The organism is Azovibrio restrictus DSM 23866 (genome assembly GCF_000429665.1).
GTDB lineage: Bacteria > Pseudomonadota > Gammaproteobacteria > Burkholderiales > Rhodocyclaceae > Azovibrio > Azovibrio restrictus.
On sequence record NZ_AUCH01000007.1, the window covers coordinates 57069 to 80973 of the forward strand.

A 23905-nucleotide genomic window follows, 5' to 3' on the forward strand; every position below is an offset into this window, starting at 1 on the left:
ACACCATGAAGAACATCAATCGTCGCGATTTTCTCAAGCTGGGGGCCGGCGCCGCAGCCATGGCCGGACTCTATGGCTGCACCAGCGGCACCCGGGCCTCCGGCCACGTGGTGGTGGTGGGCGGCGGCTACGGCGGCGCCACGGTGGCCAAGTACCTGCGCATGTGGAGCGAGGGCCAGGTGCAGGTCACCCTGGTGGAAAGAAACACGGATTTCGTTTCCTGCCCCATCTCCAATCTGGTCATCGGCGGCAGCAAGACCCTGGCCGACATCACCATCAGCTATGCCAACCTGCAGCACAAGTGGGGCGTGCGGGTCATCCGGGATGAAGCCGTGGGCATCGACGCCGGAGCCCGCAAAGTGAAGCTGGCCCAGGGGGGTGAGCTGTCCTACGACCGGCTGGTGCTGTCCCCCGGCATCGACTTCATGTGGGATCAGGTCCCGGCCCTGAAGTCCGCCGAGGCCCAGCAGCAGATCCTGCACGCCTGGAAGGCCGGCCCCCAGACCGTGGCCCTGAGAAAGCAGCTGGAGGACATGAAGGATGGCGGCGTCTACGCCATCACCATCCCCAAGGCTCCCTACCGCTGCCCCCCCGGCCCCTATGAGCGGGCCTGCCTGGTGGCCAATTATTTCAAGACCGCCAAGCCCCGTTCCAAGGTGCTGATCCTCGACGCCAACGAGGACGTGCAGTCCAAGAAAGCCCTGTTCACCAAGGCCTGGAGCGACCTGTACAAGGACATCATCGAATACCGCCCCAACAGCGAACTGAAGGACGTGGATGTGGCCGGCAAGGCCGCCGTGCTGGAATTCGACCAGGTCAAGGCCGATGTGCTCAACGTGATCCCGCCCCAGCGGGCCGGACAGATCGCCGCCAGCACGGGGTTGAAGCTGATCAACAACCGCTGGGTGGATGTGAACTGGCTGTCCATGGAATCCACCAGCACGCCCGGGGTGCATGTGCTGGGTGACGCCCTGTTCCCCGCCCCCACCATGCCCAAGTCGGGCCACATGGCCAACCAGCACGGCAAGCTGGCCGCCGCCGCCATCCTCAACCTGCTGGCGGGCCAGGAGCCCAACCCCGCCCCGGTGCTGATGAATACCTGCTACAGCTTCGTAGACAGCAAGAATGTCATCCATGTGGCCTCGGTACACCAGTACGATGCCGCCACCAAGACCGTGCAACCGGTCAAGGGCGCGGGGGGAGTCTCGGCCGCCCGCAATGAGCTGGAAGGCAAGATCGCCATGGCCTGGGCCCAGAACATCTGGGCCGACATGCTGACCTGATCCGGCGCCCACCGGAGCCGCAGACCAGAAGGGCCACCTCCCGGGTGGCCCTTCTGCTTTCCCGGCCTGCAGGCCGGCCCTATTCCAGGGAGCCGATGTATTCCGCCACCGCCTTCACTTCCAGCTCCGTCAGCTTGGAAGCAATGGCGTGCATCACCGCGTTGTCGTTGGTCCGCTCCCGCTTGTTGAACTGCTGCAGCTGGGCCGTGATGTATTCCGGGTTCTGCCCCGCCAGGCGCGGCAGCTGGGGGGTCCCATAGCCCTTGAGGCCATGGCAGCTGGCACAGGCGGCCACGCCGGTGAAGGCATTGCCCTTCTGGAAGATGTAGCGCCCTACTCCGGCCAGCTCCCGGTCTGCCGGAGCATGGGGCTGGGGTTTCTTGGCTTCGAAAAAGGCCCCCAGGGCCAGCATTTCCTCGGAGCTCAACTCCGCCGCCTGGGGCTTCATGGTGTCGCTGCGGCGTTTGCCGGATTTGAAATCCTCCAGCTGCCGGGCCATGTAGGCGGCGTGCTGCCCCGCCAGGCGGGGAAACAGGGGACTGGAGGATTCACCTTCCAGGCCGTGACAGAGAAAACAGCGCCCGGAGACGATTTCCTCGGCACGCTGCAGATCCGGCTTCTTCTGATCCGCCCCGTAAGCCGCGCCCAGGGTAGAGCCCAACAGGACGGCCAGGGCCAGTCCGCGTTTCTTGTTCCACATGTCTCACTCCATTTTTATAGGTGTTGATCAGCAAATAGTAATTTGATCATGTGAAACAGGTAAACCGGCCCGTCGCCCTCAGTGGCGCCCGGTGCTGCCAAATCCCCCCTCGCCCCGGACCGACGGGGGAAACTCGTCCACCACATTCATGGCCACCTGCAGCACTGGAACCACCACCAGCTGGGCCAGACGCTCCAGGGGATTGACGATGAAGGTCTCCCGCCCCCGGTTCCAGACCGAAACCATGATCTCCCCCTGGTAGTCGGAATCGATCAGTCCCACCAGGTTGCCCAGAACGATGCCGTGCTTGTGCCCCAGGCCCGAGCGGGGCAGGATCAGGGCCGCCAGCCCCGGATCAGCCAGATGAATGGCGATGCCGGTCGGGACCAGGATGGTGTCACCGGGATTGAGCTTGCTGGGCACATCGATGCAGGCCCGCAGATCCAGGCCGGCGGCCCCATGGGAAGCGTACTGGGGCGGCTGCTCCTTGAGCCGGCCATCCAGGATTTTCACGTCGATACGATGCATCAGTCTTTCTCCAGTAACTGGGCCACGTGGGCAATCAATTGTCGGGCCAGCAGATCCTTGCTGGCTGCGGGCAGGGGGTGGCTGCCCCGGTCATCGAACAGGATGACCCGGTTATCCTCACCGCCGAAACCATCCTGGATCAGGTTGCCGACCAGGAGGGGAATGCCCTTGCGCTGGCGCTTGCGCTGGGCGTACTCCTCCAGATTCTCGCTTTCGGCCGCAAAACCGACGCAGAAAGGGGGTCGCGGCAAGGCTGCCACCTCGGCCAGGATGTCGGGATTGGGCACCAGGCGAATCTCCGGCGGTCCGCCGGCTTCCTTCTTCAGCTTCTGGGCCGCCACCTGCTCCACCCGGTAATCCGCCACCGCCGCGACACCGATGAAGACATCCGCCTCCCCGGCTCGCGCCAGCACCTCCCCATGCATCTCCAGGGCGCTGCGCACCGGAATGCGCTCCACCCCCAGGGGCAGCGCCAGGGAAACCGGACCAGAAACCAACGTGACCCGTGCTCCCGCCCGGGCCGCTGCCCGGGCAATGGCATAACCCATGCGGCCGGAGGAAAGGTTGGTGATGCCGCGCACCGGATCAATGGCTTCGAAGGTGGGACCGGCCGTCATCAGCACCCGCCGTCCGGCCAGACACTTGGGCGTGAAAAAGGCTGCAAGGGATTCCAGGATAGCCTCGGGTTCCAGCATGCGCCCTTCACCCTGTTCGCCACAGGCCTGGACACCGGATGCCGGCCCCAGGCAGGAAACACCATCCTCCTGCAGGAGGGCCATGTTGCGCCGGGTCGCGGGGTTTTCCCACATCTGGCGATTCATGGCCGGAGCCACCAACAGGGGACATTCCCGGGCCAGGACCAGGGTGGTCAACAGGTCATCGGCCAGCCCCTGGGCCACCCGGGCCAGGAAATTGGCCGATGCGGGAGCCACCAGAATCGCATCCGCCTCCCGACTCAGATCAATATGCGCCATGTTGTTGGCCATGCGCGGGTCCCACTGATCCACGAACACCGGCCGGCCCGACAGGGCCTGGAAGGTCACCGGGGTGACGAAGCGGGTGGCCGCCTCAGTCATCACCACCTGCACCCCGGCCCCGGCCCCCGTCAGCAGCCGCAATAACGCTGCCGCCTTATAGGCCGCCACGCCCCCGGTCACCCCCAGCACGATATGCTTGCCTTGCAATTCCATTGTCTTAAAATCCTTGAGGTCTGCCGGCCATTCTACTGGAAAACCCATGTCCATCTCCGACTGGCCCCAGGGGGAACGCCCCCGGGAACGCTTGCTGCGCCAGGGGCCCCAGGCCCTCTCCGATGCCGAGCTGCTGGCCATCTACTTGCGCGTCGGCATCAAGGGCAAGAGCGCCGTGGACCTGGCCAGGGAGCTGCTCGAACGCCACGGCGGGAGCCTCTGCCGCCTCGCAGCCGCCAGCATGACCGAACTGGCCAGAACGCCAGGCATAGGTCTGGCCAAGGCGGCCCAACTACAGGCCAGCTTCGAGCTCAGCCGCCGGGCCCTGCGCGAGGAGATCCACCAGCGCAACCTGATGGGCTCACCCGACAGCGTGCGAGACTGGCTGCGCCTGCACCTGGGCCAGTTGCCCCACGAAGTGTTCATGGCCCTCTGGCTGGATGCCCAGAACCGCCTCATCGCCCACGAAGACCTGTTCCGGGGCACCCTGACCCAGACCAGCGTTTACCCCCGGGAAGTGGTGAAATCCGCCCTGAGCCACAACGCCGCAGCAGTGATTTTCGCCCACAACCATCCCTCCGGCGTCAGCGAACCCTCCCAGGCGGATCAGCTCCTTACCCGGCAATTACAAGAAGCCCTGACCCTGGTGGATGTACGCCTCCTGGACCATTTCATCGTCGCCGGCAACCAGCCCCCCTTGTCCCTCGCCGAACGGGGACTGATCTGACGAAGAGCCGTGGTATTAGAATGGCGGACCATCCCCTGAGCCCGCCATCATGTTCGACAAACGCGTCTACAAACGCTATCCCTTCCGCTGGCCTGTGGCCCTGGTCTTCGATCATGGCGAACGGCGGGCCACATTCCACGGCACGACCCGGGAACTTTCCATGGGTGGCTGTTCCCTGCTCACGGACTACAACATCTATTCCAGCCAGCCCCTGACCCTGCTCATCTCCCTCCCTGCCGACAATCCCCTGGGCCGACGCCAGGTCCTGGAAATGCGGGTACGCATGTGCTACACCCTGCTGGCTGCTGGCGAAGACCGCTTCCGGTGCGGTATCGAGTTCATCAGTTTCAAGGGAGAAGGCAAGCAGTTACTGCAGGAAGCCATAGACAAGCGCATCCCCCAGGTCCCCGGCGCCAGGCGCTGAACTAAAAAAACACAATCCAGACTTGATCTTGCAGAGATTCACAAGATATAATCGAAGTCTTTCCTGAACTGGATTTTCTGGAGCATCTGCTATGGCGCGAGTCTGCCAAGTGACGGGCAAAGCCCCGATGGTGGGGAACAATGTGTCCCACGCCAATAACAAAACGAAGCGTCGCTTCCTGCCGAACCTGCAGTATCGCCGCTTCTGGGTTGAAAGTGAAAACCGTTTCGTACGCCTGCGCGTTTCCAACGCCGGTCTGCGCCTCATCGACAAGAAGGGTATCGATGAAGTTCTGGCCGACCTGCGCAGCCGCGGCGAAATCTGATTAAAGGAATACGGAAATGGCCAAAGGCGGACGCGAAAAGATCAAGCTGGAATCCACCGCAGGTACCGGGCACTTCTACACGACCTCCAAGAACAAGCGCACCACGCCTGAAAAACTGGAGTTCATGAAGTACGACCCCAAGGCTCGCAAGCACGTGCTCTACAAGGAAATCAAGCTCAAGTAACAAAAGAGCTTGCCTTGCAAAAAAGACCCGCCCATCCGGCGGGTTTTTTATTACCCACCACCGAAAACCCATCAAGCGCGATACAAGCATCGAGCCCAAGCACCCCACCCCCCGAGATCGCAAGCAACTCAGGGCTCACAGCCCATTCGCTCTTCCGGCAAGCACCCCCAGCAATTGTCGCGCACACCCCCGCCACCTGGAACGCCTGTCGCTAGCGCCCCCTCCATACACCGCCACACCCGCACCTAGGGCCCGACGGCCCTGACTGCTACAACACCCCACATTCGCCGCCGGCAACTTACGACACAACCCACACCAGCAAAAGTGCCGCCACAGCGGACTCCATAAAAGCAAAGGGCCCCGCGTATTTCACGCGGAGCCCTTTGCACAAGCCTGAAAGAATCCAGCTGTTATTCGCCTGCCACGGTCACCGTCACGGTAGCCAGCACATCGGTGTGCAGGGCGATTTCCAGGGGGAACTCACCGGTCGTCTTCAGGGGGCCTTCAGGCATGCGCACATCGGCCTTATCCACTGCAAAACCAGCAGCCTTCAGGGCATCAGCCACATCGTGGTTGGTCACGGAACCAAACAGGCGGCCGTCCATGGCGGACTTGCGGGTAACGGTCACGGCAACGCCGTTCAGCTTGTCAGCCACAGCCTGGGCGGCAGCCAGCTTCTCGGCCTGGATCTTTTCCAGTTCGGCGCGACGGGCTTCAAACTCAGCCAGGGCGGCGGGCGTGGCACGCTTGGCCTTCTTCTGGGGAATCAGGAAGTTACGGGCATAGCCGTCCTTGACCTTGACCACGTCACCCAGGTTGCCGAGGTTGACGACTTTTTCGAGCAGAATGATTTGCATGATTCGCGCTTCCTCTTACTGGTGGTTGTCGGTGTAGGGCAACAGGGCCAGGAAACGGGCACGCTTGATGGCGGTGGACAGCTGACGCTGATAACCAGCCTTGGTACCGGTCAGACGGGCCGGCATGATCTTGGCGTTTTCCTGGATGTATTCCTTCAGGACTTCCACATCCTTGTAATCAATCTGTTCCACCTTCTCGGCGGTGAAGCGGCAGAACTTGCGGCGCTTGAACAGACCGCCGCCACGACGCTTTTTCTTGTCGTCATCCTTCTTCTTGAAGAACCTAGCCATTTTGATTTCCTTCCAAAAATTCGATTTCTTGCACGTGCAATACGAGCGTCCTGCTGTTACGGCTTCTTGCCGCCAGGAATCCGGTCACCTCGAGCATGACACCCAGGGGAGCTGCATCCAGCCAGGTGGACACGGGCCCCATGCCCAGCAAAGGTATTTCGCATATCACCTGTCGCGACAACCCAGCTTCTTCCTGCTCCGATTCGTGCCCTAGACGGGCTTCCGAGATCGGCACCCCGGCAGGGGTGTAGCGCAAGGGCTTTTTTTCGCTGAGCCGTCCTGCAATCCGGACCTGATTCAGAGGAACGCCCGAAACTTATCAGGCAGCAGCGGGAGCTTCGGCCGCTGCAGCTTCACCGCTCAGCAGGGACTTGGACTTCTCTTCCTTCATCATGGGGGAAGGAGTCGTCACTGCATGCTTCATCTTGACGGTCAGGTTGCGCAGCACGGCATCGTTGAACTTGAAGCCATGTTCCAGTTCGGTCAGGGTCTCGCCGTCGCACTCGATGTTCATCAGCACGTAGTGAGCCTTGTGGATCTTCTGGATGGGGTAGGCGAGTTGACGACGCCCCCAGTCTTCCAGACGATGGATCTGACCACCCTTGCTGGTCACCAGGCTGCGATAGCGCTCCACCATGGCGGGCACTTGTTCGCTCTGGTCCGGATGGACGATAAAGACGATTTCATAATGACGCATGAACACTCCTTTTGGCAAAAGCCCTCCGCCATGCGATTCGGTAGGGCAAGGTTGAAAAGCCGGCAATTATAGAGCACCCGGAGAAAAAAGCACAAGGAAATCCGCCACTTCCATGCCAGGGCGTGCTGCGCTCAGAGTTGATAGGCGTCGCCGCCCCCCTGCAGCACCCGCTCCACCGCCCGCCGGTCCAGGTGCGGGGCAAAGAGGGTGATGAAATCGTATTCGAAACGCCGCAGGAACACGCCGCGGCGCAGAGCCAGGCGGGTGGTGTTGGATTCGAACAGGTGCCCGGCCTCCAGGGCTTCCAGGCCAGCATCCCGCTCCTTGTCGAAAGCCAGGGCGGCAATGATGCCCAGCCCCAGGCCCAGGGTCACGTAGGTCTTGATCACGTCTGCGTCCAGGGCGGTCAGTACCACCTGGGGCTCCAGCCCCTGACGCTGAAAGGCCCGGTTGATGCCGGAACGACCGGTAAAGGCAGAGTCGTAGGTAATCAGCGGCCAGCGGGCCAGCTCCGCCAAGGACAGGGGCTGGCTGTGCAGCACGGGATGCCCGGCGGGTGCAATGACGCAGTGGCTCCATTGCCGCACCGGCAGGGTCACCAGGCCGGGATGGGACTCCAGGGATTCCGTGGCGATCCCGATATCAGCATCCCCTTTTTCAACCCAGTCGGCGATCTGGGCCGGCGTCCCCTGATGCAGGGTCAGCTGTACCTTGGGATGCATGGTCACGAAATCCTTGACCGCCGGAGGCAGCGCATAGCGGGCCTGGGTATGGGTGGCGGCCACGATCAACGTCCCGGTATCCCCCCCGGAGTAATCACGCCCCAACCGTTTCAGATTCTCGGCCTCCCGCAGGATGCGTTCCGCGCTTTCAATGATGGAACGCCCAGGCTCGGTCACCCCAGTGAAACGCTTGCCGCTGCGCTCGAAGATCATCACCCCAAGTTCATCCTCCAGGAGCTTGATCTGCTTGGAAACCCCCGGCTGGGAGGTGTACAGGGCCTCCGCCGCTTCCGAGACGTTCATGCCCCTGCGGGCCACCTCTACGATGTAACGGAGCTGCTGGAGTTTCATGGCGACAACAAATATCTTGAAGTTATAACAATGTAACCCGATATTCTTTTTCGTTCAATTAGCCCCCTGCTACCATACCGGCCGTTCACGATCGGCGCCAGCATCCGCGAATTCTCCGGATCCGGCCCCATCCCCAGCTGAGGTTTGCCGCATGTACCGCTACGACAATTACGATTTCGCCCTGGTCCGGGAACGGGTCGCCCAGTTCCGGGACCAGCTTGCCCGCTGGCAGTCCGGCGCCCTGAGCGACGATGAGTTCCGCCCCCTGCGCCTGCAGAACGGCCTCTATGTGCAGCGCCACGCACCCATGCTGCGCATCGCCGTCCCCTACGCCATGCTCTCCAGCGCCCAGCTGCGCGCCCTCGCCCACGTGGCCAGGACCTGGGACCGGGGTTACGGACATTTCACCACGCGCCACAACATGCAGTTCAACTGGCCCAGGATCGAAGACTGCCCGGACATTCTGGACTACCTGAGCCAGTTCGAGATGCACGCCATCCAGACTTCCGGCAACTGCATCCGCAACGTCACCACCGACCAGTTCGCCGGCATCGCCCCTGATGAGCTCATCGACCCCCGCCCCCTGGCCGAAATTCTGCGCCAGTGGAGCACCTTCCACCCGGAGTTTGCCTTCCTCCCCCGCAAGTTCAAGATCGCCATTTCCGGCACCCGGGAAGACCGGGCCCTGACCTGGTTCCACGACGTGGGCCTGCACCTGAACCTGGATGCCCAAGGAAAGCCCTGCTTCAGGGTGATCGTGGGCGGCGGCCTGGGACGTACGCCGATCCGGGGCGAGGTGGTGCGGGAATCCCTGCCCTGGGAACACATCCTTACTTATCTGGAAGCCATTTTGCGGGTATACAACCTGCACGGACGACGGGACAACCTCTACAAGGCCCGCATCAAGATACTGGTCCAGGCCCTGGGCATCGAGGAGTTTTCCCGCCAGGTGGAAGCCGAATGGGCCCACCTGAAGGACGGCCCCGGCACCCTGACCCAGGCGGAGTACGACCGGGTCCAGGCACACTTCGGCGCCCCCGCCTACAGAACACTCCCGGCCGAAGATCCGGACTTCCTGCGCCACAAGGCCGAGGACAAGGCCTTCGCCCGCTGGGTATCCCGTTGCGTACATCCCCACCGGGTCCAGGGCTACGCCGCCGTGACCCTGTCCCTCAAGGCCCCCGGACAAGCTCCCGGCGACATCACCGCCGAGCAGATGGAGGCGGCGGCCCGGCTGGCCGATGCCTTCAGCTTCGGCGAAGCCCGCTCCTCCCATGAACAGAACCTGATCCTGGCCGACGTGGAACAAGGTCGCCTGCACGAGCTGTGGCTGGCCGCCAAAGCCCTCAACCTGGCCACCCCCAGCGTCGGCCTGCTTACCGACATGATCTGCTGCCCGGGAGGTGACTTCTGCGATCTGGCCAACGCCAAGTCCATCCCCATCGCCAACGCCATCCAGGCACGCTTCAGCGACCTGGACTACCTGTTCGACCTGGGCGACCTGGATCTGAACATCTCCGGCTGCATGAACGCCTGTGGCCACCACCACGTGGGCCATATCGGCATCCTGGGGGTGGACAAGAACGACGCCGAGTTCTATCAGATCACCCTAGGCGGCCGCCAGGGGAGCGATGCCAGGACCGGCAAGGTGATCGGCCCCTCCTTTTCCGCCGCTGAAGTCCCGGACGCCGTGGAAAAGATCATCAATGTTTATCTGGCCCACCGGCACCAGGAGGAAACCTTCCTGGACACCTTTGACCGCATCGGCCCAGAGCCCTTCAAGAACAAGGTTTACGAAGACCGGGCCCACGGCAAGGCAAAATCCAGGAATGAGGAAGTGACCCCATGAGCACCCTGATCAAGAACAAGCGCATCGTCGCCGACCCGTGGCAAACCCTGAGCCCGGAAGAATCCCCCGCGGCAGCCCCCCTGCCGGAGGGCGACATTCTGTTTCCCCTCTCCGTCTGGCAACTCCGGCGCAACGAAATCATCTCCAGCCACAAACGCATCGGCCTGTGGCTGGAACCGGACACCGACCTGGCACCCCTGGAAGCGGATCTTCAGTATTTCGTGGTGATTGCCATCAACTTCCCCAAATTCGCCGACGGCAGGGGCTACTCCCTCGCCCGCCTGCTGCGGGAACGTTACCATTACGAGGGAGAAATCCGCGCCACGGGGGATGTGCTGCATGATCAGCTGTTCCTGATGCAGCGAGTCGGCTTTGATGCCTGGGCCCTGAAGGACGGCAAGGATGCAGCGCAGGCCCTGGAAGCCTTTGCCACCTTCAAGACACCCTACCAGGGTGCAGTAGACGAGCCCCTCCCCCTGTTTCGCCGGAGAACCCCATGAGCACCATTTCCCCCTTGCGCGCCCCAGCACCAGGCAACCCCGCCACCCACCCAGAGCTGAGCGAAGCCCTGCACCAGGCGGTCAGCCACAAGAGCGGCGAGGCTCTCGCCTTGCTGCAGACAGTCGCCACCGATTTCAGCCCGGCTGTCTTTGCCAACAGCCTGGGCGCCGAAGACATGGTGCTTACCGACCTGATCCTCCGGAACCGGCTCCCCATCGAAATCTTCAGCCTGGACACGGGCCGCCTACCCCCCGAAACCTACGATCTGATGGCCCAGACGGAAAAGCACTACGGCACCCGCCTTACGGTGTATTACCCCCGCCATGAAAATGCCGAGGCCTATGTACGCATCCACGGCATCAACGCCTTCTATCAATCCACCGAGCTACGCAAGGCCTGCTGCCAGATTCGCAAGGTCGAACCGCTGCAGCGCGCCCTGGCCGGCAAGAAGGCCTGGATCACCGGCATGCGGGCCCAGCAATCCACCACCCGTGAAGCCCTGGCCATCCGGAGCTTCGATGCAGGCAACGGCCTGGAAAAGTTCAACCCCCTGGCAGACTGGAGCGAGAAGGAGGTCTGGGCCTACATCCGCATCCACCAGGTCCCCTACAACGCCCTGCACGATCAGTTCTACCCCAGCATCGGCTGCGCCCCCTGCACCCGCCCCATCAGCCTGGGCGAAGACATCCGTGCCGGCCGCTGGTGGTGGGAAAACCCGGAAACCAAGGAGTGCGGCCTACATATCCGCAAGGAGTAAAGACAAACAAAAACGGCACCCGAAGGTGCCGTTTCTTTGTGCCACCAAACCAGAACTCAGGCAGCAGCCAGAGCCTTGATCTGGGCAGACAGGCGGCTCTTGTGACGAGCAGCCTTGTTCTTGTGAATGATCTTCTTGTCAGCAATACGGTCAACCACCGCCATGGACTGGTTGAACATACCTTGAGCAGCAGCTTTGTCGCCGCTTGCGATCGCTTGGCGCACACGCTTGATGGCGGTGCGCAGCGTGGAACGCAGGCTGGCGTTGTGGGCACGCTGCTTGACAGCTTGACGGGCACGCTTACGGGCTTGTGCGCTATTGGCCATGAGAAATCCTGAATGTTAAAAAAACCAAAGGCAGCATTCTATCTGCCAATGAGTTAAATCGCAAGAAAAACATCACCAGCACTCTGCGGTAGTCATGCCAGCAGCCTGCCCCTTCTCCCCGGTATTGGAAAGGGTCAAGGTGCCACACTTGTCGTCAGCCTGGGCCCCCTCAGGAACCGCCGAGAGAAGGAAGGTAGTGGCCGTAGCCACGAGATTCAAGGTATAGAACGTTTTCCCCCCGTCCGCAGGGCAGGTAGTCGGCACTCCAGTCGGAAGGGACTGCCCCCCCCCGGAATCCAGATAAGTGCTGGCACCACTAGCACTAGCGTATCGAGCCTGCAGCTTGTTTTCTGCCTTTGCCATTACACCAGCACATTCGGCGCGGCGCGACTTCATTACATATTCCCGATAGGAAGGGTAAGCCACCGATACGATTATCGAGATGATGACCACGACCACCATGAGCTCGATCAGGGTGAAGCCACACTGCACTCCGCCCCTCCGAGCCAACCATCGGTCAGGACAGTTGGCCCCCCTTGCTGATTCCATCATGAATTGCATTTTTAGCAACCCCTATTCACTTATTCAACTTAACGAATCTGCCGCCAGGACTGACGCCCCTTGGCCGCATTCTGCTTTTGCTTGATCAGTTCCAGCCCCGTTGGCAGGGACGCATACTTATTATCCCCGACCACGGCCACCTTTTTCACCAACCCCCCCGGAATCTTCCTTCCATTCACTGGGGTATTTTGCCCATAGTCGCCCTTGTCATAAGCACGATCCTTGTTCAAATCGAAGACGCTGAACAGGGTACGTCCACCACTGGATGGATCAAGCTCCATGATCCAGCTATCACCACCAGAATTACAGGGGTCATCATCGGGAATGATGGAAGTAAAGATGATCCGATCCGACCACACCACCGGCTCACCCACGACCCGCTCCCCCTTCTTGATACTACCGAAAGCAAGGTCCAGATAGAAACCATATTTTGTCTTGTAGTCCACCTCATTCTCGGAAAGGATCCGGATATCCTCGGTATTCGTTACCGTACTCCCCCCCACCTCTTTGGTGAAAGTCTCCGTATATTCGTTCAGGATGGTCTGTTGCACCAGGTCACTGCGCGTCATCTTGCCTTTACAAGGATTATCATCCGTGCTGGGGTTCTTTCCGCAGGTATCCAGGACACCATAGAAAGTCTGCAGATCCTCATTGGCCTGGTCACCTGTTTCAAAGTATTGACCGGTGCCAAAATAAACCATGACCCCGCCCGTCTCGGGATGGCGTTTGGCCTGAGGCTTGGCGGTGATGGGTTGCTCCTTGGCAGTGCCTCCGGTCCCATCCTTGGCTGTAAACAACGGGGCTGGCACGGATTCTCCGCCCGGATTCGTGGTGGAAAAGGGAATTTTCCACTCACTCTTGCTGCCACTCAGGTCGAACTTCCAGAGATTCCCGTGCATGTCCCCCGCGTAGACCAGGTCCGCCGCTCCGTTGCCGTTGGCATCAACCGTCAGGGGCGTGGCAAGGCCATTCGGTTTGTCAGAAGTCCCGACTTTGGTATCGATCTTCGCAATCAACTCGCCGGTCTTGATATTCACGACGAACAACTGGGCCGTATGGTTGGTGCTGTTATAGCCGTTACCAAAAATGGCAACCCAGTCACCGCTCTCGGTACGCACCACGGAGGCTTGCCCCAAGGCCGTACCCAGATCGTCATGAGTGAACTCCCACAGCACCCTGGAGGCAGCGAAGCTATCCGGCTGTTCCACATCCAGTGCAAAATAGGCCCTGCCTCCCGCCCCGGTGGAACCCACCAGCACAGTGCGCCATTCACCATTAATCAGCGCATCGCCAGCCTTGGGAGAACCATCCACGTAATAGCTGTGGGTATAGGCCGGATCGGCCAGCTTCTTCAGGTTGGGAAACACCGCATTCGGGATATAGGCAAATTTTTCGCCACCGGTCGAGGCGTCAAACGCATGCAACATGCCGTCGTTGGCCCCCACATACAACATGGTGGTGCGATCCTTGTAGGTATCGGACAACTTCCTCTCCCGATAACTCGTCCTCTCAGCATCAGTCAGGGCAGCAGCCGTGGCATAGCCGAAATCACCGGTCCCGACAAAGAAGGGATCGGAATTGATGATATCCCCCAGCTTTTTCCCCGCCCGGTTACGGTAGTTTCCACCATTCTGTTTTTCCCCGGAGGTATCGCCCCGCAGGAAATTGACCATGGCCGACTGGTTATCGAGGTAAGCCTGCTGTCCAGTGGTCAGATTGGCCCAGGCAAATTCAACCCCGGTAGGGCTGCCGGCGACGGGCTTCCAGGTGTAAATCTTGCGGCTGCTATGACTCGGAATCTGCGTTGCAGCATCCCAGACGGGCGGCTCCTTGGGTTCGCCTTCTTCCCGGTTCTCACACCCGGTCACGGTAGCAGGCCCACCCAAGGCCTCCGGCAGGGGGCACAACTCCCGGGCCAGCAACTGTCCGGACCAGTTGGAGGTATCAAACTTGGCCTGATAGATCAGCGTGCCTTCCGTAATGGAAGTGGAACTGGCAGCCGGAGCCGAAGCCGTGGAAGTTTCGTCCAAAATCTTGGCCAGGGCCGATTGCAGAACGGCAGAAAACTCCTGGGGATTGGCGGCAGAATAGAACCCCCCCCGGCCATTCACACTGGCGTGCAGCAGGTCGTCAATTTGATGATCACTCTTAGTAGCCTGAGGCCAGGTAATCGTCGGCGTACCGTTGATGATGGCATTGAATGCATCGTCCGGGTTGATAGACTCAGGAGCCACACCAAGACCAACCCCGTAGGTCACCATATGCTGCCAGAATGCTGGATTCAGCGTCGTAGTAGGAACTCTGTTCTCCGCACTATTCAAATCTGTTTTCCAGTAATACATGGCCACATCCGCCAATGTCTTGGTATAGGAATCCGAAAACGGAGACGCCGCAGAGTAGGTATAACTTTTACCCCCCGGACCAGTTATGGTATCGGGACCATTAGCGCCATCATGATTAACGGAAAACAAGCCATTCTCATTATTCCAATAGCCATCCGTCATCAAAATTGTAAAGGTTTTACGGCACGACAGAACTTCTCCTCCAACCGCTCCAGGAGTCGTACTCCAAGGGCCAGTGGAATCATCACTATAGAAATATTCACCTGCAGCCCTCAATCCCTGTGGCAGAGGAGTTCCTCCGTCGCTTGGGACTTTGAAAAGCCAATTAAAGAACGCTTCCCTATCACTACCTTCGAATGTTCTAACCCCTTTCTTAATAACGTCACCAATACCGCCTTCACCCGTACCACCATTTATACTTCCATAGCCAACACGAATCCCTGAACCCAGCCCTGAAAATGCCCGACTAATCCCGGCCTTTGCAGCGAAGTTTCTTACCCTATAATAGGAAAACCAATTAGCAAAATTCTTTCTTTCATCAACTCCCCCTGGACCAGAGGTAGCGCTAACGACTACCTTTTTGTAGCATTTTTCTAAATCAATAGCATTCGCCACACCACAACCAGCCAACGAAGAATCAAAACGATAATAATATGCCGCTTTGTGGTTATTATCTAGTCTTACCCAAGTAGTTGTACCTGTAGCCGTATATCCAGGAAGATCATTCCACCCCCAGCGATAGTAAACAGAATGCTTAAAATCAGTGGAAAGATTTCTTTTTCCGGCATCCTTCTGGTAACCATTTTCCCATGCATCCGTGAAACTAGAATCACCAAGACTTTGACCATTATGATCCACCGGAGGCGCATAATTCACTGCGGGATCATAGTAAATTTTGTTAAAATCCGGAGAATATTTCCGTTTTTGATCATTACCTAGGTCACCGACGCTTTCTGGGAGAAAGCCAAAACCCATAGACCCCGAATCATCATGGATATACATCAGGTTAGGGGGAATCGCACTCCCCACATTGAGGGGAACCTGAGAAACATCGAAGGGGGCGGTGTGCGCCTGGCCGATCAGCAGGAAACCAGCCAGAAGCGCCAGAGGCCGCAGACGAGCACCAGGCTTCTGTATGCTTTGAGAATCAATGGCTTTCATTTGAATACCTCTCGCCTTAAATTATCGCTTGTAAGATGACTGAATGACTGCCGCCGTAACGGACTCATCGCCGCGCCCAACCCCCCGGGAACTTACCCGGAACACCTCGATTTCCTTGACAATACCTGCCTCAAGGCTGTTGGATATATTGGGATGCTTTTCGCGAATGAACCTGGGCAGATCGATGCCGCCAAAAACCTGGGAAAACGATGTATCTCCCACCTTATTCAACTCCAGATAATTTTCAGGTGCATCCCAGTAGCTATTGCCCCTGAGGCTCAGTTCATCCGGGGGAACCGCGCTCCCGCCCAGGGAGATATCTATCCAGCCATTCCCGGATTCATCCTGACGCTTTTCCACGTAGGATTCACCACCCCGCAAGCCAATTTCCGAAGTCTGGAAGGCATCGTTCTTGTCCCGCAGGAACCCCGCCATACGCTCCTGCTGGGTTGAAGTCCGGATGGCCGCCATACCAAGCACGGTGATGATGATCAGCATGATCAGACCGACAATCAGCACAGAACCTCTCTGGTCTGCACGTCTCATTGACAAGGAGTTCATGGGTTCCACCTTTATTTCAACTTGTTGCGCAGACTGACCGTTGTGGAAAAGAGTTTCCTCAACCTCCGGTCGGTCTTCTGGAAAGAAGGATCCCCGGCGGGGTCATCCATGCACAACCGGTACTTCTGCTCGGTGTCCTCATCCAGGACATTGGGTTCGGTAGACGCCATCACCAGATCCACCTTGACAGCAGTAACCTTTTTCCAGTCAGCATCGGTGGTGACATCAGTGGGAAGCTTGTACTCATCCACCGTTCCATCCAGAGCCTCATCCAGCCCCAGGCAAACCCGGAAAGCCTCTACCCCTTCGGCCAGTTCCTGGTGCGTATCAGCCAGTGTCGGGTCATCCCTGAACAGGGAAATGATATTGTTGCCCTTGGAATCCGTGCGCTTGGAACCATCCTCATTGGCGGCTTCACGCAGGTAATAATTGGTACTCAGCTGTTTCCCATAGACAAAGACACTAGCGTTGGGCCCATAGACCTTGCTGAAGGGCTTGGTGGGAGCAGTCAGGATAATGTCACTCCCACTCTCCGTTTTTGCCGTCAACTTGTAGATATCAGCCAATTCGCAGTCAGACACGACCACATTGATGGGCAAGTTCGCCAACTCGGCGATGAAAGCACTACTCCCGGTTACCTTCAAGTCAGCATTTTCTGAATTGGGGAATTCCTTCACACTGGCACTGCTCAGGGGCATGGCCCCAAAAATCCGGAGCACATGGGATTCTCCCAAGAAAGCTCCATCATCAGGCCCGACAAATGAAGCACTTTCGACGATGTCGCCCCCAGCATCAGGATAAACCAGAACTCCAATCCCCTTGAGCAGATTCAACTGGGTCAGGTCATCCACGTCAATAACGCGTGTATCCCGGGCATTGGCACAACCCGTAAAGGAGGCGTTACGCAGATCGTTACCCAGAGTATCGATGGCGAGACGCCCACTCTCCTGCAACCGGGCCATCTGCCGGTTGAACGCGGAGGATTCCTTGTTGCCCATGTAGGTGTAGAGGACGGCAGACAGAATCACCAAGCCGATGATCAAGGAAACCATCAGTTCCACCACAGTCATCCCCTGCTGCTTTCCCAAACGGGATTCAAAAGCGATTTTCATAGGGCCCCCACCACCACGACTCTTTGTGCATCCTGGGTAATGAAGTCTTTGGCCCCACTCCCGGTACCCGATTGGGTCCATTGGACCTGAATCACGAAATAATCGCCTTCGGCAGTGCATGCATCGCTGTCAGGGGTCGCCCTACGGCAGATACCGCCATCCCCTGCCGGCAAACTGGCCGCCAACTCCCGAATCCACTCCACCTTGTCCGCCGTGGACTGCAGCTTTTCATCACCACTCGGCGCATCCCCCAGCGCGAGGTCGTATTCTCCGTCCTTGGCCTTGGAGGCATTGGCACGCATGCGGTCAAGAATTTCATAAGCCTTTTCCACCGCCACCGAACGGGAAAGGGCACTTTGATTGGATTTCATGGCCGTCACCTGCAGCCCGATCATCCCCAGTATGCCCAGAGAAAAAATCACTATGGAAATCAGGACCTCCAGCATAGAAGAGCCCGATTGGCGTGAACGCACTTTATTCATCAACATATCAGCACCTTGTCCTCAGGGGCAGGCAACTCGGGAAACAACGGACACACCGGAACCATTGATCGCTATCTGCCGGGCCACTTCCAGACCCGACGGACAATCAACCGGCTTGAGCACCAGGACCAGCCCGTTGGGATAATCCACCAAGCCGCCCCGGCTAAAGCGAACCTTGTCCGGAATGGGATCAGTGGCACTTGCACAGGTGGAACCGCAGAACTCCACCTGCTTCAAGGCCTCGCGCTTGAGAATCAAGGCGGTAGGCTCATCGCTTGTACTCGGCTCATATCCACAGTCGGCCAGAGCTTCCTGGGAAACCCGCACATCCCAGCCACCATCCAATGAACCGCCACAGGTCGACGCCACAACGCCGACCTGCACTCCCAGCCCTCGGTGGGCTGCAGCGGCTTTGGCCAGCTCCAGATCAGCCTTCAGGTTTTCAGCAATGGAGTCCACACGGTTCTGCAGAATCATGTTGCGAAAACTGGGAAGAGCCATCGACGCGATGATAGCCATGATCACCAGGGTGACCATCATCTCCACCAGGGTAAAGCCTCTGTTAAGTTTCATCACTCGACTCCTAATACGCGAGTGAATTATGCGATGCCCCGGATCGGAGTGCTTATGCAAACTGACATGCGGTCAGTTTGTCAGGACAAAAGGATGAATTCCCTAGCGGGGACCGGCCCCCAGACCTCTGGGCAGGGGAAAGCTGACGTCCTCATCCACCCCGGCCAATTCAATGACCTGCCCCCGCCCCAGTTCCCGCAGCCGTTCGACGACCTGGCCCACCAGGTTTTCCGGGGCCGAGGCGCCGGCTGATACGCCGACCCGGCGTTTGCCTTCCAGCCAGGCGGCTTGCAGTTCTTCGGCGGAGTCCACCAGGTAGGCTTCCACCCCCATGCCGGCGGCCACTTCCTTCAGGCGCCGGGAGTTGGAGCTGTTCTGGCTGCCCACCACAAGCACCAGATCGCACTGTTCGGCCAGGCCCTTGACCGCGTCCTGGCGGTTCTGGGTGGCGTAGCAGATGTCGTCCTTCTTCGGCCCCTGGATTTGCGGAAAACGCTGCCGCAGGGCAGCGATGACCACGGCTGCGTCATCCACCGAGAGCGTGGTCTGGGTGACGTAAGAAAGATGTTCCGGGTCCCGCACCTGGAGGCTGGCCACGTCCGCCTCCGTTTCCACCAGGTACATGCCGCCCTGGCTCTGGCCCATGGTGCCTTCCACTTCCGGATGCCCTTTGTGGCCGATCATCACCACTTCCCGTTCCTGACCGCGCATCTTGCCCACTTCCACGTGGACCTTGGTGACCAGGGGACAGGTGGCATCGAACACCTTCAGGCCCCGGGCTTCGGCTTCCTGGCGCACGGCCTGGGACACCCCGTGGGCGCTGAAAATCACGGTGCTGCCCTGGGGCACCTCGTCGATCTCCTCGACAAACACCGCGCCCTTGGCACGCAGGTCGTCACAGACGAACTTGTTGTGCACTACCTCGTGGCGCACGTAGATGGGTGCCCCGTATTTTTCCAGGGCCTTTTCGACGATGGCGATGGCGCGTTCCACGCCGGCGCAGAAACCGCGGGGATTGGCAAGCAGGATTTCCATGATCAGAGGATGCCGATGATTTCCACTTCGAAGCGGATGGCCTTGCCCGCCAGGGGATGGTTGAAGTCGAACAGGCCGTGAGTAGCATCCAGCTCGCGCAGGAAGCCGGAGAAGGAGTGACCGTCCGGCGCGGTGAATTCCACCACCGAGTTTTCCTTCAACTCCATGCCCGGCGGCAAGGCGGACAGGGCGATACGCTCCACCAGGCGCGGGTTGGGCACCCCGAAGGCTTCCTCCGGGGGCAGATCGAAGACGAAACGCTCCCCTTCCGGCAGGCCGATCAGGCAGCTTTCCAGGAACTCGGCCAGCTGGCCGCTGCCCATCTGCAGGGTGGAAGGGGACATGTCGAAGGTGGACAGGAATTCCTCCCCGTCCTGGGAGGCCACCCGGTAATGCAGGGTCAGGAAACTGTCGGAACGGACGGTGGGCGCACTGCTCATCAGGCGTATCTCTCTTCTTGCCAGGGGTCGGCGTCGTTGTGGTAGCCGCGGACCTCCCAGTAACCGGGGCGGTCTTCGGCGTGAAATTCCATGGCCTTGAGCCATTTGGCGCTCTTCCAGGCGTAACGCCGGGGCACCACCAGGCGCACCGGCCCCCCGTGCTCGGGAGCCAGGGGGCCGCCATCCACCCCGTGGGCGACGAGCACCTCCGGGTCCAGCAAGGCCGTCAGGGGCAGGTTGGTGGTATAGCCATCGTAGCCGTGCAGGGTGACGAACCGGGCTTCCGGCAGGGGCTGGGCCAGGGCGATCAGGTCCCGGGCCCGCACCCCCTCCCAGGCCACATCCAGGCGGCTCCAGTGGGTGACGCAATGAAAATCCGAGACATCGGTGCATTGCGGCAGGGCCAGCAGCTGGGCCCAGTCCAGTTCCACCTCCTGCCGCACCTGGCCCAGGAGGAGCAGGCGCCAGTCCCCATGGGGCACATCCGGCAGGATGCCCAGATCCAGTACGGGAAAGCCTTCGGCCAGGCGCTGGCCGGGTGGAATGCGCGCGTGCATGGTGTGGCCTTTCGGAAGTCAGGAAGCCCTGGTCCGGGACTGGAGCAACTGATCCAGCACCAGCAGCACGGCGCCGACGGTGATGCCCGAATCCGCCACATTAAAGGCTGGCCAGTGCCAGCCGGCCAGGTGGAAATCCAGAAAATCCACCACCGCGCCGTAGGCGACCCGGTCGATCACGTTGCCCAGGGCCCCGCCCAGGATCAGGGTAAGAGCCAGGTTCTGGCGCTTTTGTTCCGGATGGGCCAGCAACATGTGGATGATCCAGGCGGAAATCCCCAGGGCCAGAGCCACGAAGAACCACTTCTGCCAGCCGCCGGCCGCCGCCAGGAAGCTGAAGGCGGCCCCGGGGTTGTAGACCAGGACCAGATTGAAAAAGGAGGTGATTTCCAGACTCTCGCCCAGCTGGAAGCGGGCCAGGACCGCCAGCTTGCTGAGCTGGTCGACCAGGACCAGCCCCGCCGCCAGGCCCAGCCAGCCCCAGAAGCCCCGGCCCGGCTTAGGCATGGCTGCGCACCTCGCCCTCGCCGTGCAGGTTGCTGTCGCAACGGCCGCACAGTTCGGGGTGTTCCGGGTTGCTGCCCACGTCCTCCCGGTAGTGCCAGCAGCGCTCGCACTTCTTCTGGGTGGAGGCCTCGGCGGCGATGGCATCGGCGCCCTGGGCCACGCTCACCTTGGAGCAGATGAGGACGAAGCGCAGGTCGTCGCCCAGGCTGGACAGGGCCGCATACTTGTCGCCCTCGGCGCTGATCCGCACTTCGGCCTGGAGGGAGGAGCCGATCTTGCCTTCCTCGCGCAGGGCTTCCAGGGCCTTGGTCACTTCGCCGCGCGCCTCCCGGATCAGGGTCCACTTGGCCAGCAGCTCGCCTTCGCCGGCCTGGGCCGGCAGGTCGTGCCAGGTGTGGAACATGATGGACTGGTCCGCATCGCCGGAGAGGATCTGCCACACTTCCTCGGCGGTGAAGGAGAGGATCGGCGCCATCAGGCGGATGAAGCTCTGGGTCACGTGCCACAGGGCGCTCTGGGCCGAGCGGCGGGCCTTGGAGGCCGGTGCCGTGGTGTACAGGCGGTCCTTCAGGATATCCAGCCAGAAGCCGCCCAGGTCCTCGGAGCAGAAGGTCTGCAGAGCCTGCACCACGCGGTGGAACTCGTAGCGGTCGTAATCGGCCTGGGCCTGGGTCTGCAGCTGGCGGGTCAGGGCCAGGGCGTAGCGGTCGATCTCGAACCACTCGGCCACCGGCAGCATGTCCTTGGCCGCATCGAAGTCGGCGATGTTGGCCAGCAGGAAACGCAGGGTGTTGCGGATGCGGCGGTAGGCTTCCACCACCCGGGCCAGGATTTCCTTGGACATGGCCAGCTCGCCGGAGTAGTCCGTGGCGGCCACCCACAGGCGCAGGATGTCGGCGCCCATCTTGTCCGAGACTTCCTGGGGCAGGATGGTGTTGCCCAGGGACTTGCTCATCTTGCGCCCCTGCTGGTCCACCGTGAAACCGTGGGTGAGCAGGGCCTTGTAGGGCGGGTGGCCGTCGATGGCGGCGCCGGTGAGCAGGGAGGAGTGGAACCAGCCCCGGTGCTGGTCCGAGCCTTCCAGGTAGAGGTCGGCCCGGGGGCCGGTGGCATGGCCGTCGTTATGGGAGCCCCGCAGCACGTGCCAGTGGGTGGTGCCGGAGTCGAACCAGACATCCAGGGTGTCGCTGATCTTGTCGTACTGGGCGGCTTCGGCCCCCAGCAGTTCGGCCGCATCCAGCTTGAACCAGGCTTCGATGCCTTCCTTCTGCACGCGCTGGGCCACTTCCTCCATCAGCTCCACGGTGCGCGGATGCAGTTCCCCCGTTTCCTTGTGCAGGAAGAAGGGAATGGGCACGCCCCAGTTGCGCTGGCGGGAGATGCACCAGTCGGGCCGGTTGGCGATCATGGATTGCAGGCGGGGCTTGCCCCAGGCCGGATAGAAGGCGGTGGCCTCGACCCCGGCCAGGGCTTTTTCCCGCAAGGTCTTGCCGGGAAGTGCGGCCTCTCCCCCTTCCCAGGGAAGGGGGGCGGGGGGATGGCCCTCGGGATGTCCAGCATGGACAGGGCGGCCAGCCACCCTGTCCATGCCGACGAACCACTGGGCGGTGGCCCGATAGATCACCGGAGTCTTGTGGCGCCAGCAGTGCATGTAGCTGTGGCTGACATTGCCGTGGGAAAGCAGGCAGCCCACTTCGGACAGCTTGTCGCAGATGGCCTGATTGGCCTTCCAGATGGAGAGGCCGCCGAAGAAGGGCAGCTCGTCCACATAGACGCCGTCGCCCTTGACGATGGAAATGATCTCGTCGTTGCCGCGGCCGTAATGGCGCCAGGCGTTGAAGTCGTCCACGCCGTGGGCGGGGGCGCAATGGACGATGCCGGTGCCTGCATCCAGGCCCACGTAGTCGGCCAGGTAGACGACGGAAACCCGGTCGTAGAAAGGATGGCGGAATTCCAGGCGCTCCAGGGCCTTGCCCTTGACGGTCGCCAGCACCGTGCCTTCGCAGCCGTAGCGCTTCAGGCAGTCGGCCACCAGCTCCTTGGCCAGCACCAGCAGGCGGTCACCCGCGTCCACCAGGGCGTATTCGTGTTCGGGGTGGATATTAAGGGCCTGGTTGGCGGGAATGGTCCACGGGGTGGTGGTCCAGATCACGGCATAGGCGGGCTTGGGCAGGGCGTTGAGGCCGAAGGCCGCGGCCAGCTTGGGAGCATCGGCTTCGCTGACGGGGAAGGCCACGTCGATGGTGGGGGACTTCTTGTCGGCGTATTCCACCTCGGCCTCTGCCAGGGCGGAGCCGCAGTCGAAACACCAATTGACGGGCTTCAGGCCCTTGAAGACGTAGCCCTGCTTGACCATCTCGGCCAGGGCGCGGATCTCGCCGGCCTCGTTGGCGAAGTTCATGGTCAGGTAGGGGTTGTCCCAGTCGCCCAGCACGCCGAGGCGGATGAATTCCTTCTTCTGCACTTCCACCTGCTCGGCGGCGTAGCTGCGGCACAGTTCCCGCACCTTGTCGGCGGGCAGGTTCTTGCCGTGGGTGACTTCGATCTTGTGCTCGATGGGCAGGCCGTGGCAGTCCCAGCCCGGCACGTAGGGCGCATCAAAACCGGCCAGGGTCTTGGAGCGGACGATGATGTCCTTGAGGATCTTGTTCAGGGCGTGGCCCAGGTGCAGGTTGCCGTTGGCGTAGGGAGGGCCGTCGTGCAGGATGAACTTGGGCCGGCCGGCGCAAATCTCGCGAATCTTCTGGTACAGCTTCTTTTCCTGCCATTGCTGCACCCACTGGGGCTCCCGCTTGGGCAGGTCGCCGCGCATGGGGAAGGGAGTGTCGGGAAGATTCAGGGTGGTCTTGTAGTCGGCCATGG

At 60.6% G+C, this 23905-nt stretch carries 28 protein-coding genes; 8 read left to right on the top strand and 20 right to left on the bottom strand.

The annotated features are described in order from the left end of the window. The first annotated feature begins 5 nt into the window (after positions 1-5). Positions 6-1283 carry an NAD(P)/FAD-dependent oxidoreductase gene (locus G474_RS0108600; RefSeq protein ID WP_026686612.1) on the top strand — a complete coding sequence of 426 codons (1278 nt, stop codon included), beginning with the start codon at positions 6-8 and terminating at the stop codon, positions 1281-1283. Between the two features lie 79 nt (positions 1284-1362). Here the strand turns inward: G474_RS0108600 and G474_RS0108605 are convergent, their stop codons facing one another. The 3 genes from G474_RS0108605 to coaBC all read right to left on the bottom strand — a co-directional run bounded on the left by G474_RS0108605 (position 1363) and on the right by coaBC (position 3701). Continuing rightward, positions 1363-1983: a c-type cytochrome gene (locus G474_RS0108605; RefSeq protein ID WP_026686613.1), complete on the bottom strand. Its 621-nt coding sequence runs from the start codon at positions 1981-1983 to the stop codon at positions 1363-1365. A 78-nt stretch (positions 1984-2061) separates the two neighbouring features. Beyond that, entirely contained in the window at positions 2062-2511 is a 450-nt protein-coding gene (gene dut, locus G474_RS0108610; protein ID WP_026686614.1) for a dUTP diphosphatase, read from the bottom strand. Beyond that, on the bottom strand, positions 2511-3701 hold the full coding sequence (gene coaBC / locus G474_RS0108615; RefSeq protein ID WP_026686615.1) for a bifunctional phosphopantothenoylcysteine decarboxylase/phosphopantothenate--cysteine ligase CoaBC: 1191 nt from the start codon (positions 3699-3701) through the stop codon (positions 2511-2513). The genes dut and coaBC overlap by 1 nt, the downstream gene beginning before the upstream one ends. 46 nt (positions 3702-3747) lie before the next feature. Here coaBC and radC point away from each other — a divergent pair, with 46 nt between their 5' ends. The 4 genes from radC to rpmG all read left to right on the top strand — a co-directional run bounded on the left by radC (position 3748) and on the right by rpmG (position 5361). Further along, positions 3748-4428, top strand: coding sequence for a RadC family protein (radC, locus tag G474_RS0108620; protein WP_026686616.1), 681 nt, complete (start codon positions 3748-3750; stop codon positions 4426-4428). 49 nt (positions 4429-4477) lie between these two features. Then, entirely contained in the window at positions 4478-4852 is a 375-nt protein-coding gene (locus tag G474_RS0108625) for a PilZ domain-containing protein (RefSeq protein WP_026686617.1), read from the top strand. A 91-nt stretch (positions 4853-4943) separates the two neighbouring features. After that, the gene (gene rpmB / locus G474_RS0108630) at positions 4944-5177 is read left to right on the top strand and encodes a 50S ribosomal protein L28 (protein WP_026686618.1); all 234 of its coding nucleotides are present in this window, start codon (positions 4944-4946) and stop codon (positions 5175-5177) included. 16 nt (positions 5178-5193) lie between these two features. Beyond that, positions 5194-5361, top strand: a complete 168-nt coding sequence (gene rpmG / locus G474_RS0108635) for a 50S ribosomal protein L33 (RefSeq protein WP_026686619.1) — start codon at positions 5194-5196, stop codon at positions 5359-5361. 410 nt (positions 5362-5771) lie between these two features. Here the strand turns inward: rpmG and rplI are convergent, their stop codons facing one another. The 5 genes from rplI to G474_RS0108655 all read right to left on the bottom strand — a co-directional run bounded on the left by rplI (position 5772) and on the right by G474_RS0108655 (position 8279). Then, positions 5772-6218, bottom strand: a complete 447-nt coding sequence (gene rplI / locus G474_RS0108640; protein WP_026686620.1) for a 50S ribosomal protein L9 — start codon at positions 6216-6218, stop codon at positions 5772-5774. Positions 6219-6233: 15 nt separating this feature from the next. Continuing rightward, complete coding sequence (gene rpsR / locus G474_RS0108645; RefSeq protein WP_026686621.1) at positions 6234-6509, bottom strand: 30S ribosomal protein S18; 276 nt, start codon at positions 6507-6509, stop codon at positions 6234-6236. After that, entirely contained in the window at positions 6502-6765 is a 264-nt protein-coding gene (gene priB / locus G474_RS22720) for a primosomal replication protein N (RefSeq protein ID WP_245589332.1), read from the bottom strand. Before priB ends, rpsR begins: the two co-directional genes overlap by 8 nt. A gap of 63 nt (positions 6766-6828) precedes the next feature. Beyond that, entirely contained in the window at positions 6829-7206 is a 378-nt protein-coding gene (rpsF, locus tag G474_RS0108650; protein WP_026686622.1) for a 30S ribosomal protein S6, read from the bottom strand. A 131-nt stretch (positions 7207-7337) separates the two neighbouring features. Next, on the bottom strand, positions 7338-8279 hold the full coding sequence (locus G474_RS0108655) for a CysB family HTH-type transcriptional regulator (protein ID WP_026686623.1): 942 nt from the start codon (positions 8277-8279) through the stop codon (positions 7338-7340). A 151-nt stretch (positions 8280-8430) separates the two neighbouring features. Between G474_RS0108655 and G474_RS0108660 the strand changes: the two genes are divergently transcribed. Genes G474_RS0108660 through G474_RS0108670 form a run of 3 tightly spaced genes read left to right on the top strand, consistent with a single transcriptional unit; the run spans position 8431 to position 11386 of the window. Continuing rightward, entirely contained in the window at positions 8431-10128 is a 1698-nt protein-coding gene (locus G474_RS0108660) for a nitrite/sulfite reductase (protein ID WP_026686624.1), read from the top strand. Continuing rightward, entirely contained in the window at positions 10125-10628 is a 504-nt protein-coding gene (locus G474_RS0108665; RefSeq protein ID WP_026686625.1) for a DUF934 domain-containing protein, read from the top strand. Before G474_RS0108660 ends, G474_RS0108665 begins: the two co-directional genes overlap by 4 nt. After that, a complete protein-coding gene (locus G474_RS0108670) occupies positions 10625-11386 on the top strand; it encodes a phosphoadenylyl-sulfate reductase (RefSeq protein ID WP_026686626.1) in 762 nt (253 codons plus the stop codon). The genes G474_RS0108665 and G474_RS0108670 overlap by 4 nt, the downstream gene beginning before the upstream one ends. A gap of 56 nt (positions 11387-11442) precedes the next feature. On the opposite strand, the gene rpsT is transcribed toward G474_RS0108670, so the two are convergent. From rpsT to ileS, 12 genes are all read right to left on the bottom strand, one after another. After that, positions 11443-11712 carry a 30S ribosomal protein S20 gene (gene rpsT / locus G474_RS0108675; RefSeq protein ID WP_026686627.1) on the bottom strand — a complete coding sequence of 90 codons (270 nt, stop codon included), beginning with the start codon at positions 11710-11712 and terminating at the stop codon, positions 11443-11445. A 72-nt stretch (positions 11713-11784) separates the two neighbouring features. Then, positions 11785-12273, bottom strand: coding sequence for a type IV pilin protein (locus G474_RS24570; protein WP_369684480.1), 489 nt, complete (start codon positions 12271-12273; stop codon positions 11785-11787). A 29-nt stretch (positions 12274-12302) separates the two neighbouring features. Further along, positions 12303-15776, bottom strand: coding sequence for a pilus assembly protein (locus G474_RS22725; protein WP_084513672.1), 3474 nt, complete (start codon positions 15774-15776; stop codon positions 12303-12305). 21 nt (positions 15777-15797) lie between these two features. Further along, positions 15798-16337: a PilX N-terminal domain-containing pilus assembly protein gene (locus tag G474_RS22025; protein ID WP_084513673.1), complete on the bottom strand. Its 540-nt coding sequence runs from the start codon at positions 16335-16337 to the stop codon at positions 15798-15800. Between the two features lie 11 nt (positions 16338-16348). Then, positions 16349-17449, bottom strand: coding sequence for a PilW family protein (locus tag G474_RS0108700; protein WP_026686631.1), 1101 nt, complete (start codon positions 17447-17449; stop codon positions 16349-16351). Then, positions 17446-17931, bottom strand: coding sequence for a type IV pilus modification protein PilV (gene pilV, locus G474_RS22030; protein WP_169729512.1), 486 nt, complete (start codon positions 17929-17931; stop codon positions 17446-17448). The genes G474_RS0108700 and pilV overlap by 4 nt, the downstream gene beginning before the upstream one ends. Positions 17932-17952: 21 nt before the next feature. Further along, on the bottom strand, positions 17953-18504 hold the full coding sequence (locus tag G474_RS22035) for a GspH/FimT family pseudopilin (RefSeq protein ID WP_051282166.1): 552 nt from the start codon (positions 18502-18504) through the stop codon (positions 17953-17955). A gap of 102 nt (positions 18505-18606) precedes the next feature. Further along, a complete protein-coding gene (gene ispH, locus G474_RS0108715; RefSeq protein ID WP_026686632.1) occupies positions 18607-19539 on the bottom strand; it encodes a 4-hydroxy-3-methylbut-2-enyl diphosphate reductase in 933 nt (310 codons plus the stop codon). A 2-nt stretch (positions 19540-19541) separates the two neighbouring features. Next, complete coding sequence (locus tag G474_RS0108720; protein WP_026686633.1) at positions 19542-19979, bottom strand: FKBP-type peptidyl-prolyl cis-trans isomerase; 438 nt, start codon at positions 19977-19979, stop codon at positions 19542-19544. Further along, a complete protein-coding gene (locus G474_RS23315; protein ID WP_051282168.1) occupies positions 19979-20536 on the bottom strand; it encodes a sulfite oxidase-like oxidoreductase in 558 nt (185 codons plus the stop codon). Before G474_RS23315 ends, G474_RS0108720 begins: the two co-directional genes overlap by 1 nt. Positions 20537-20554: 18 nt before the next feature. Further along, the gene (gene lspA / locus G474_RS23320) at positions 20555-21043 is read right to left on the bottom strand and encodes a signal peptidase II (protein WP_026686634.1); all 489 of its coding nucleotides are present in this window, start codon (positions 21041-21043) and stop codon (positions 20555-20557) included. Then, complete coding sequence (ileS, locus tag G474_RS0108735; RefSeq protein ID WP_026686635.1) at positions 21036-23903, bottom strand: isoleucine--tRNA ligase; 2868 nt, start codon at positions 23901-23903, stop codon at positions 21036-21038. Before ileS ends, lspA begins: the two co-directional genes overlap by 8 nt. Between the last annotated feature and the right edge of the window lie 2 nt (positions 23904-23905).

Bases quoted from the DNA above. Each gene is read 5' to 3' on its own strand.
- G474_RS0108600 (WP_026686612.1), top strand. From the start codon at position 6: ATGAAGAACATCAATCGTCGCGATTTTCTCAAGCTGGGGGCCGGCGCC.
- G474_RS0108605 (WP_026686613.1), bottom strand. From the start codon at position 1,983: ATGTGGAACAAGAAACGCGGACTGGCCCTGGCCGTCCTGTTGGGCTCT.
- dut (WP_026686614.1), bottom strand. From the start codon at position 2,511: ATGCATCGTATCGACGTGAAAATCCTGGATGGCCGGCTCAAGGAGCAG.
- coaBC (WP_026686615.1), bottom strand. From the start codon at position 3,701: ATGGAATTGCAAGGCAAGCATATCGTGCTGGGGGTGACCGGGGGCGTG.
- radC (WP_026686616.1), top strand. From the start codon at position 3,748: ATGTCCATCTCCGACTGGCCCCAGGGGGAACGCCCCCGGGAACGCTTG.
- G474_RS0108625 (WP_026686617.1), top strand. From the start codon at position 4,478: ATGTTCGACAAACGCGTCTACAAACGCTATCCCTTCCGCTGGCCTGTG.
- rpmB (WP_026686618.1), top strand. From the start codon at position 4,944: ATGGCGCGAGTCTGCCAAGTGACGGGCAAAGCCCCGATGGTGGGGAAC.
- rpmG (WP_026686619.1), top strand. From the start codon at position 5,194: ATGGCCAAAGGCGGACGCGAAAAGATCAAGCTGGAATCCACCGCAGGT.
- rplI (WP_026686620.1), bottom strand. From the start codon at position 6,218: ATGCAAATCATTCTGCTCGAAAAAGTCGTCAACCTCGGCAACCTGGGT.
- rpsR (WP_026686621.1), bottom strand. From the start codon at position 6,509: ATGGCTAGGTTCTTCAAGAAGAAGGATGACGACAAGAAAAAGCGTCGT.
- rpsF (WP_026686622.1), bottom strand. From the start codon at position 7,206: ATGCGTCATTATGAAATCGTCTTTATCGTCCATCCGGACCAGAGCGAA.
- G474_RS0108655 (WP_026686623.1), bottom strand. From the start codon at position 8,279: ATGAAACTCCAGCAGCTCCGTTACATCGTAGAGGTGGCCCGCAGGGGC.
- G474_RS0108660 (WP_026686624.1), top strand. From the start codon at position 8,431: ATGTACCGCTACGACAATTACGATTTCGCCCTGGTCCGGGAACGGGTC.
- G474_RS0108665 (WP_026686625.1), top strand. From the start codon at position 10,125: ATGAGCACCCTGATCAAGAACAAGCGCATCGTCGCCGACCCGTGGCAA.
- G474_RS0108670 (WP_026686626.1), top strand. From the start codon at position 10,625: ATGAGCACCATTTCCCCCTTGCGCGCCCCAGCACCAGGCAACCCCGCC.
- rpsT (WP_026686627.1), bottom strand. From the start codon at position 11,712: ATGGCCAATAGCGCACAAGCCCGTAAGCGTGCCCGTCAAGCTGTCAAG.
- G474_RS24570 (WP_369684480.1), bottom strand. From the start codon at position 12,273: ATGCAATTCATGATGGAATCAGCAAGGGGGGCCAACTGTCCTGACCGA.
- G474_RS22725 (WP_084513672.1), bottom strand. From the start codon at position 15,776: ATGAAAGCCATTGATTCTCAAAGCATACAGAAGCCTGGTGCTCGTCTG.
- G474_RS22025 (WP_084513673.1), bottom strand. From the start codon at position 16,337: ATGAACTCCTTGTCAATGAGACGTGCAGACCAGAGAGGTTCTGTGCTG.
- G474_RS0108700 (WP_026686631.1), bottom strand. From the start codon at position 17,449: ATGAAAATCGCTTTTGAATCCCGTTTGGGAAAGCAGCAGGGGATGACT.
- pilV (WP_169729512.1), bottom strand. From the start codon at position 17,931: ATGAATAAAGTGCGTTCACGCCAATCGGGCTCTTCTATGCTGGAGGTC.
- G474_RS22035 (WP_051282166.1), bottom strand. From the start codon at position 18,504: ATGAAACTTAACAGAGGCTTTACCCTGGTGGAGATGATGGTCACCCTG.
- ispH (WP_026686632.1), bottom strand. From the start codon at position 19,539: ATGGAAATCCTGCTTGCCAATCCCCGCGGTTTCTGCGCCGGCGTGGAA.
- G474_RS0108720 (WP_026686633.1), bottom strand. From the start codon at position 19,979: ATGAGCAGTGCGCCCACCGTCCGTTCCGACAGTTTCCTGACCCTGCAT.
- G474_RS23315 (WP_051282168.1), bottom strand. From the start codon at position 20,536: ATGCACGCGCGCATTCCACCCGGCCAGCGCCTGGCCGAAGGCTTTCCC.
- lspA (WP_026686634.1), bottom strand. From the start codon at position 21,043: ATGCCTAAGCCGGGCCGGGGCTTCTGGGGCTGGCTGGGCCTGGCGGCG.
- ileS (WP_026686635.1), bottom strand. From the start codon at position 23,903: ATGGCCGACTACAAGACCACCCTGAATCTTCCCGACACTCCCTTCCCC.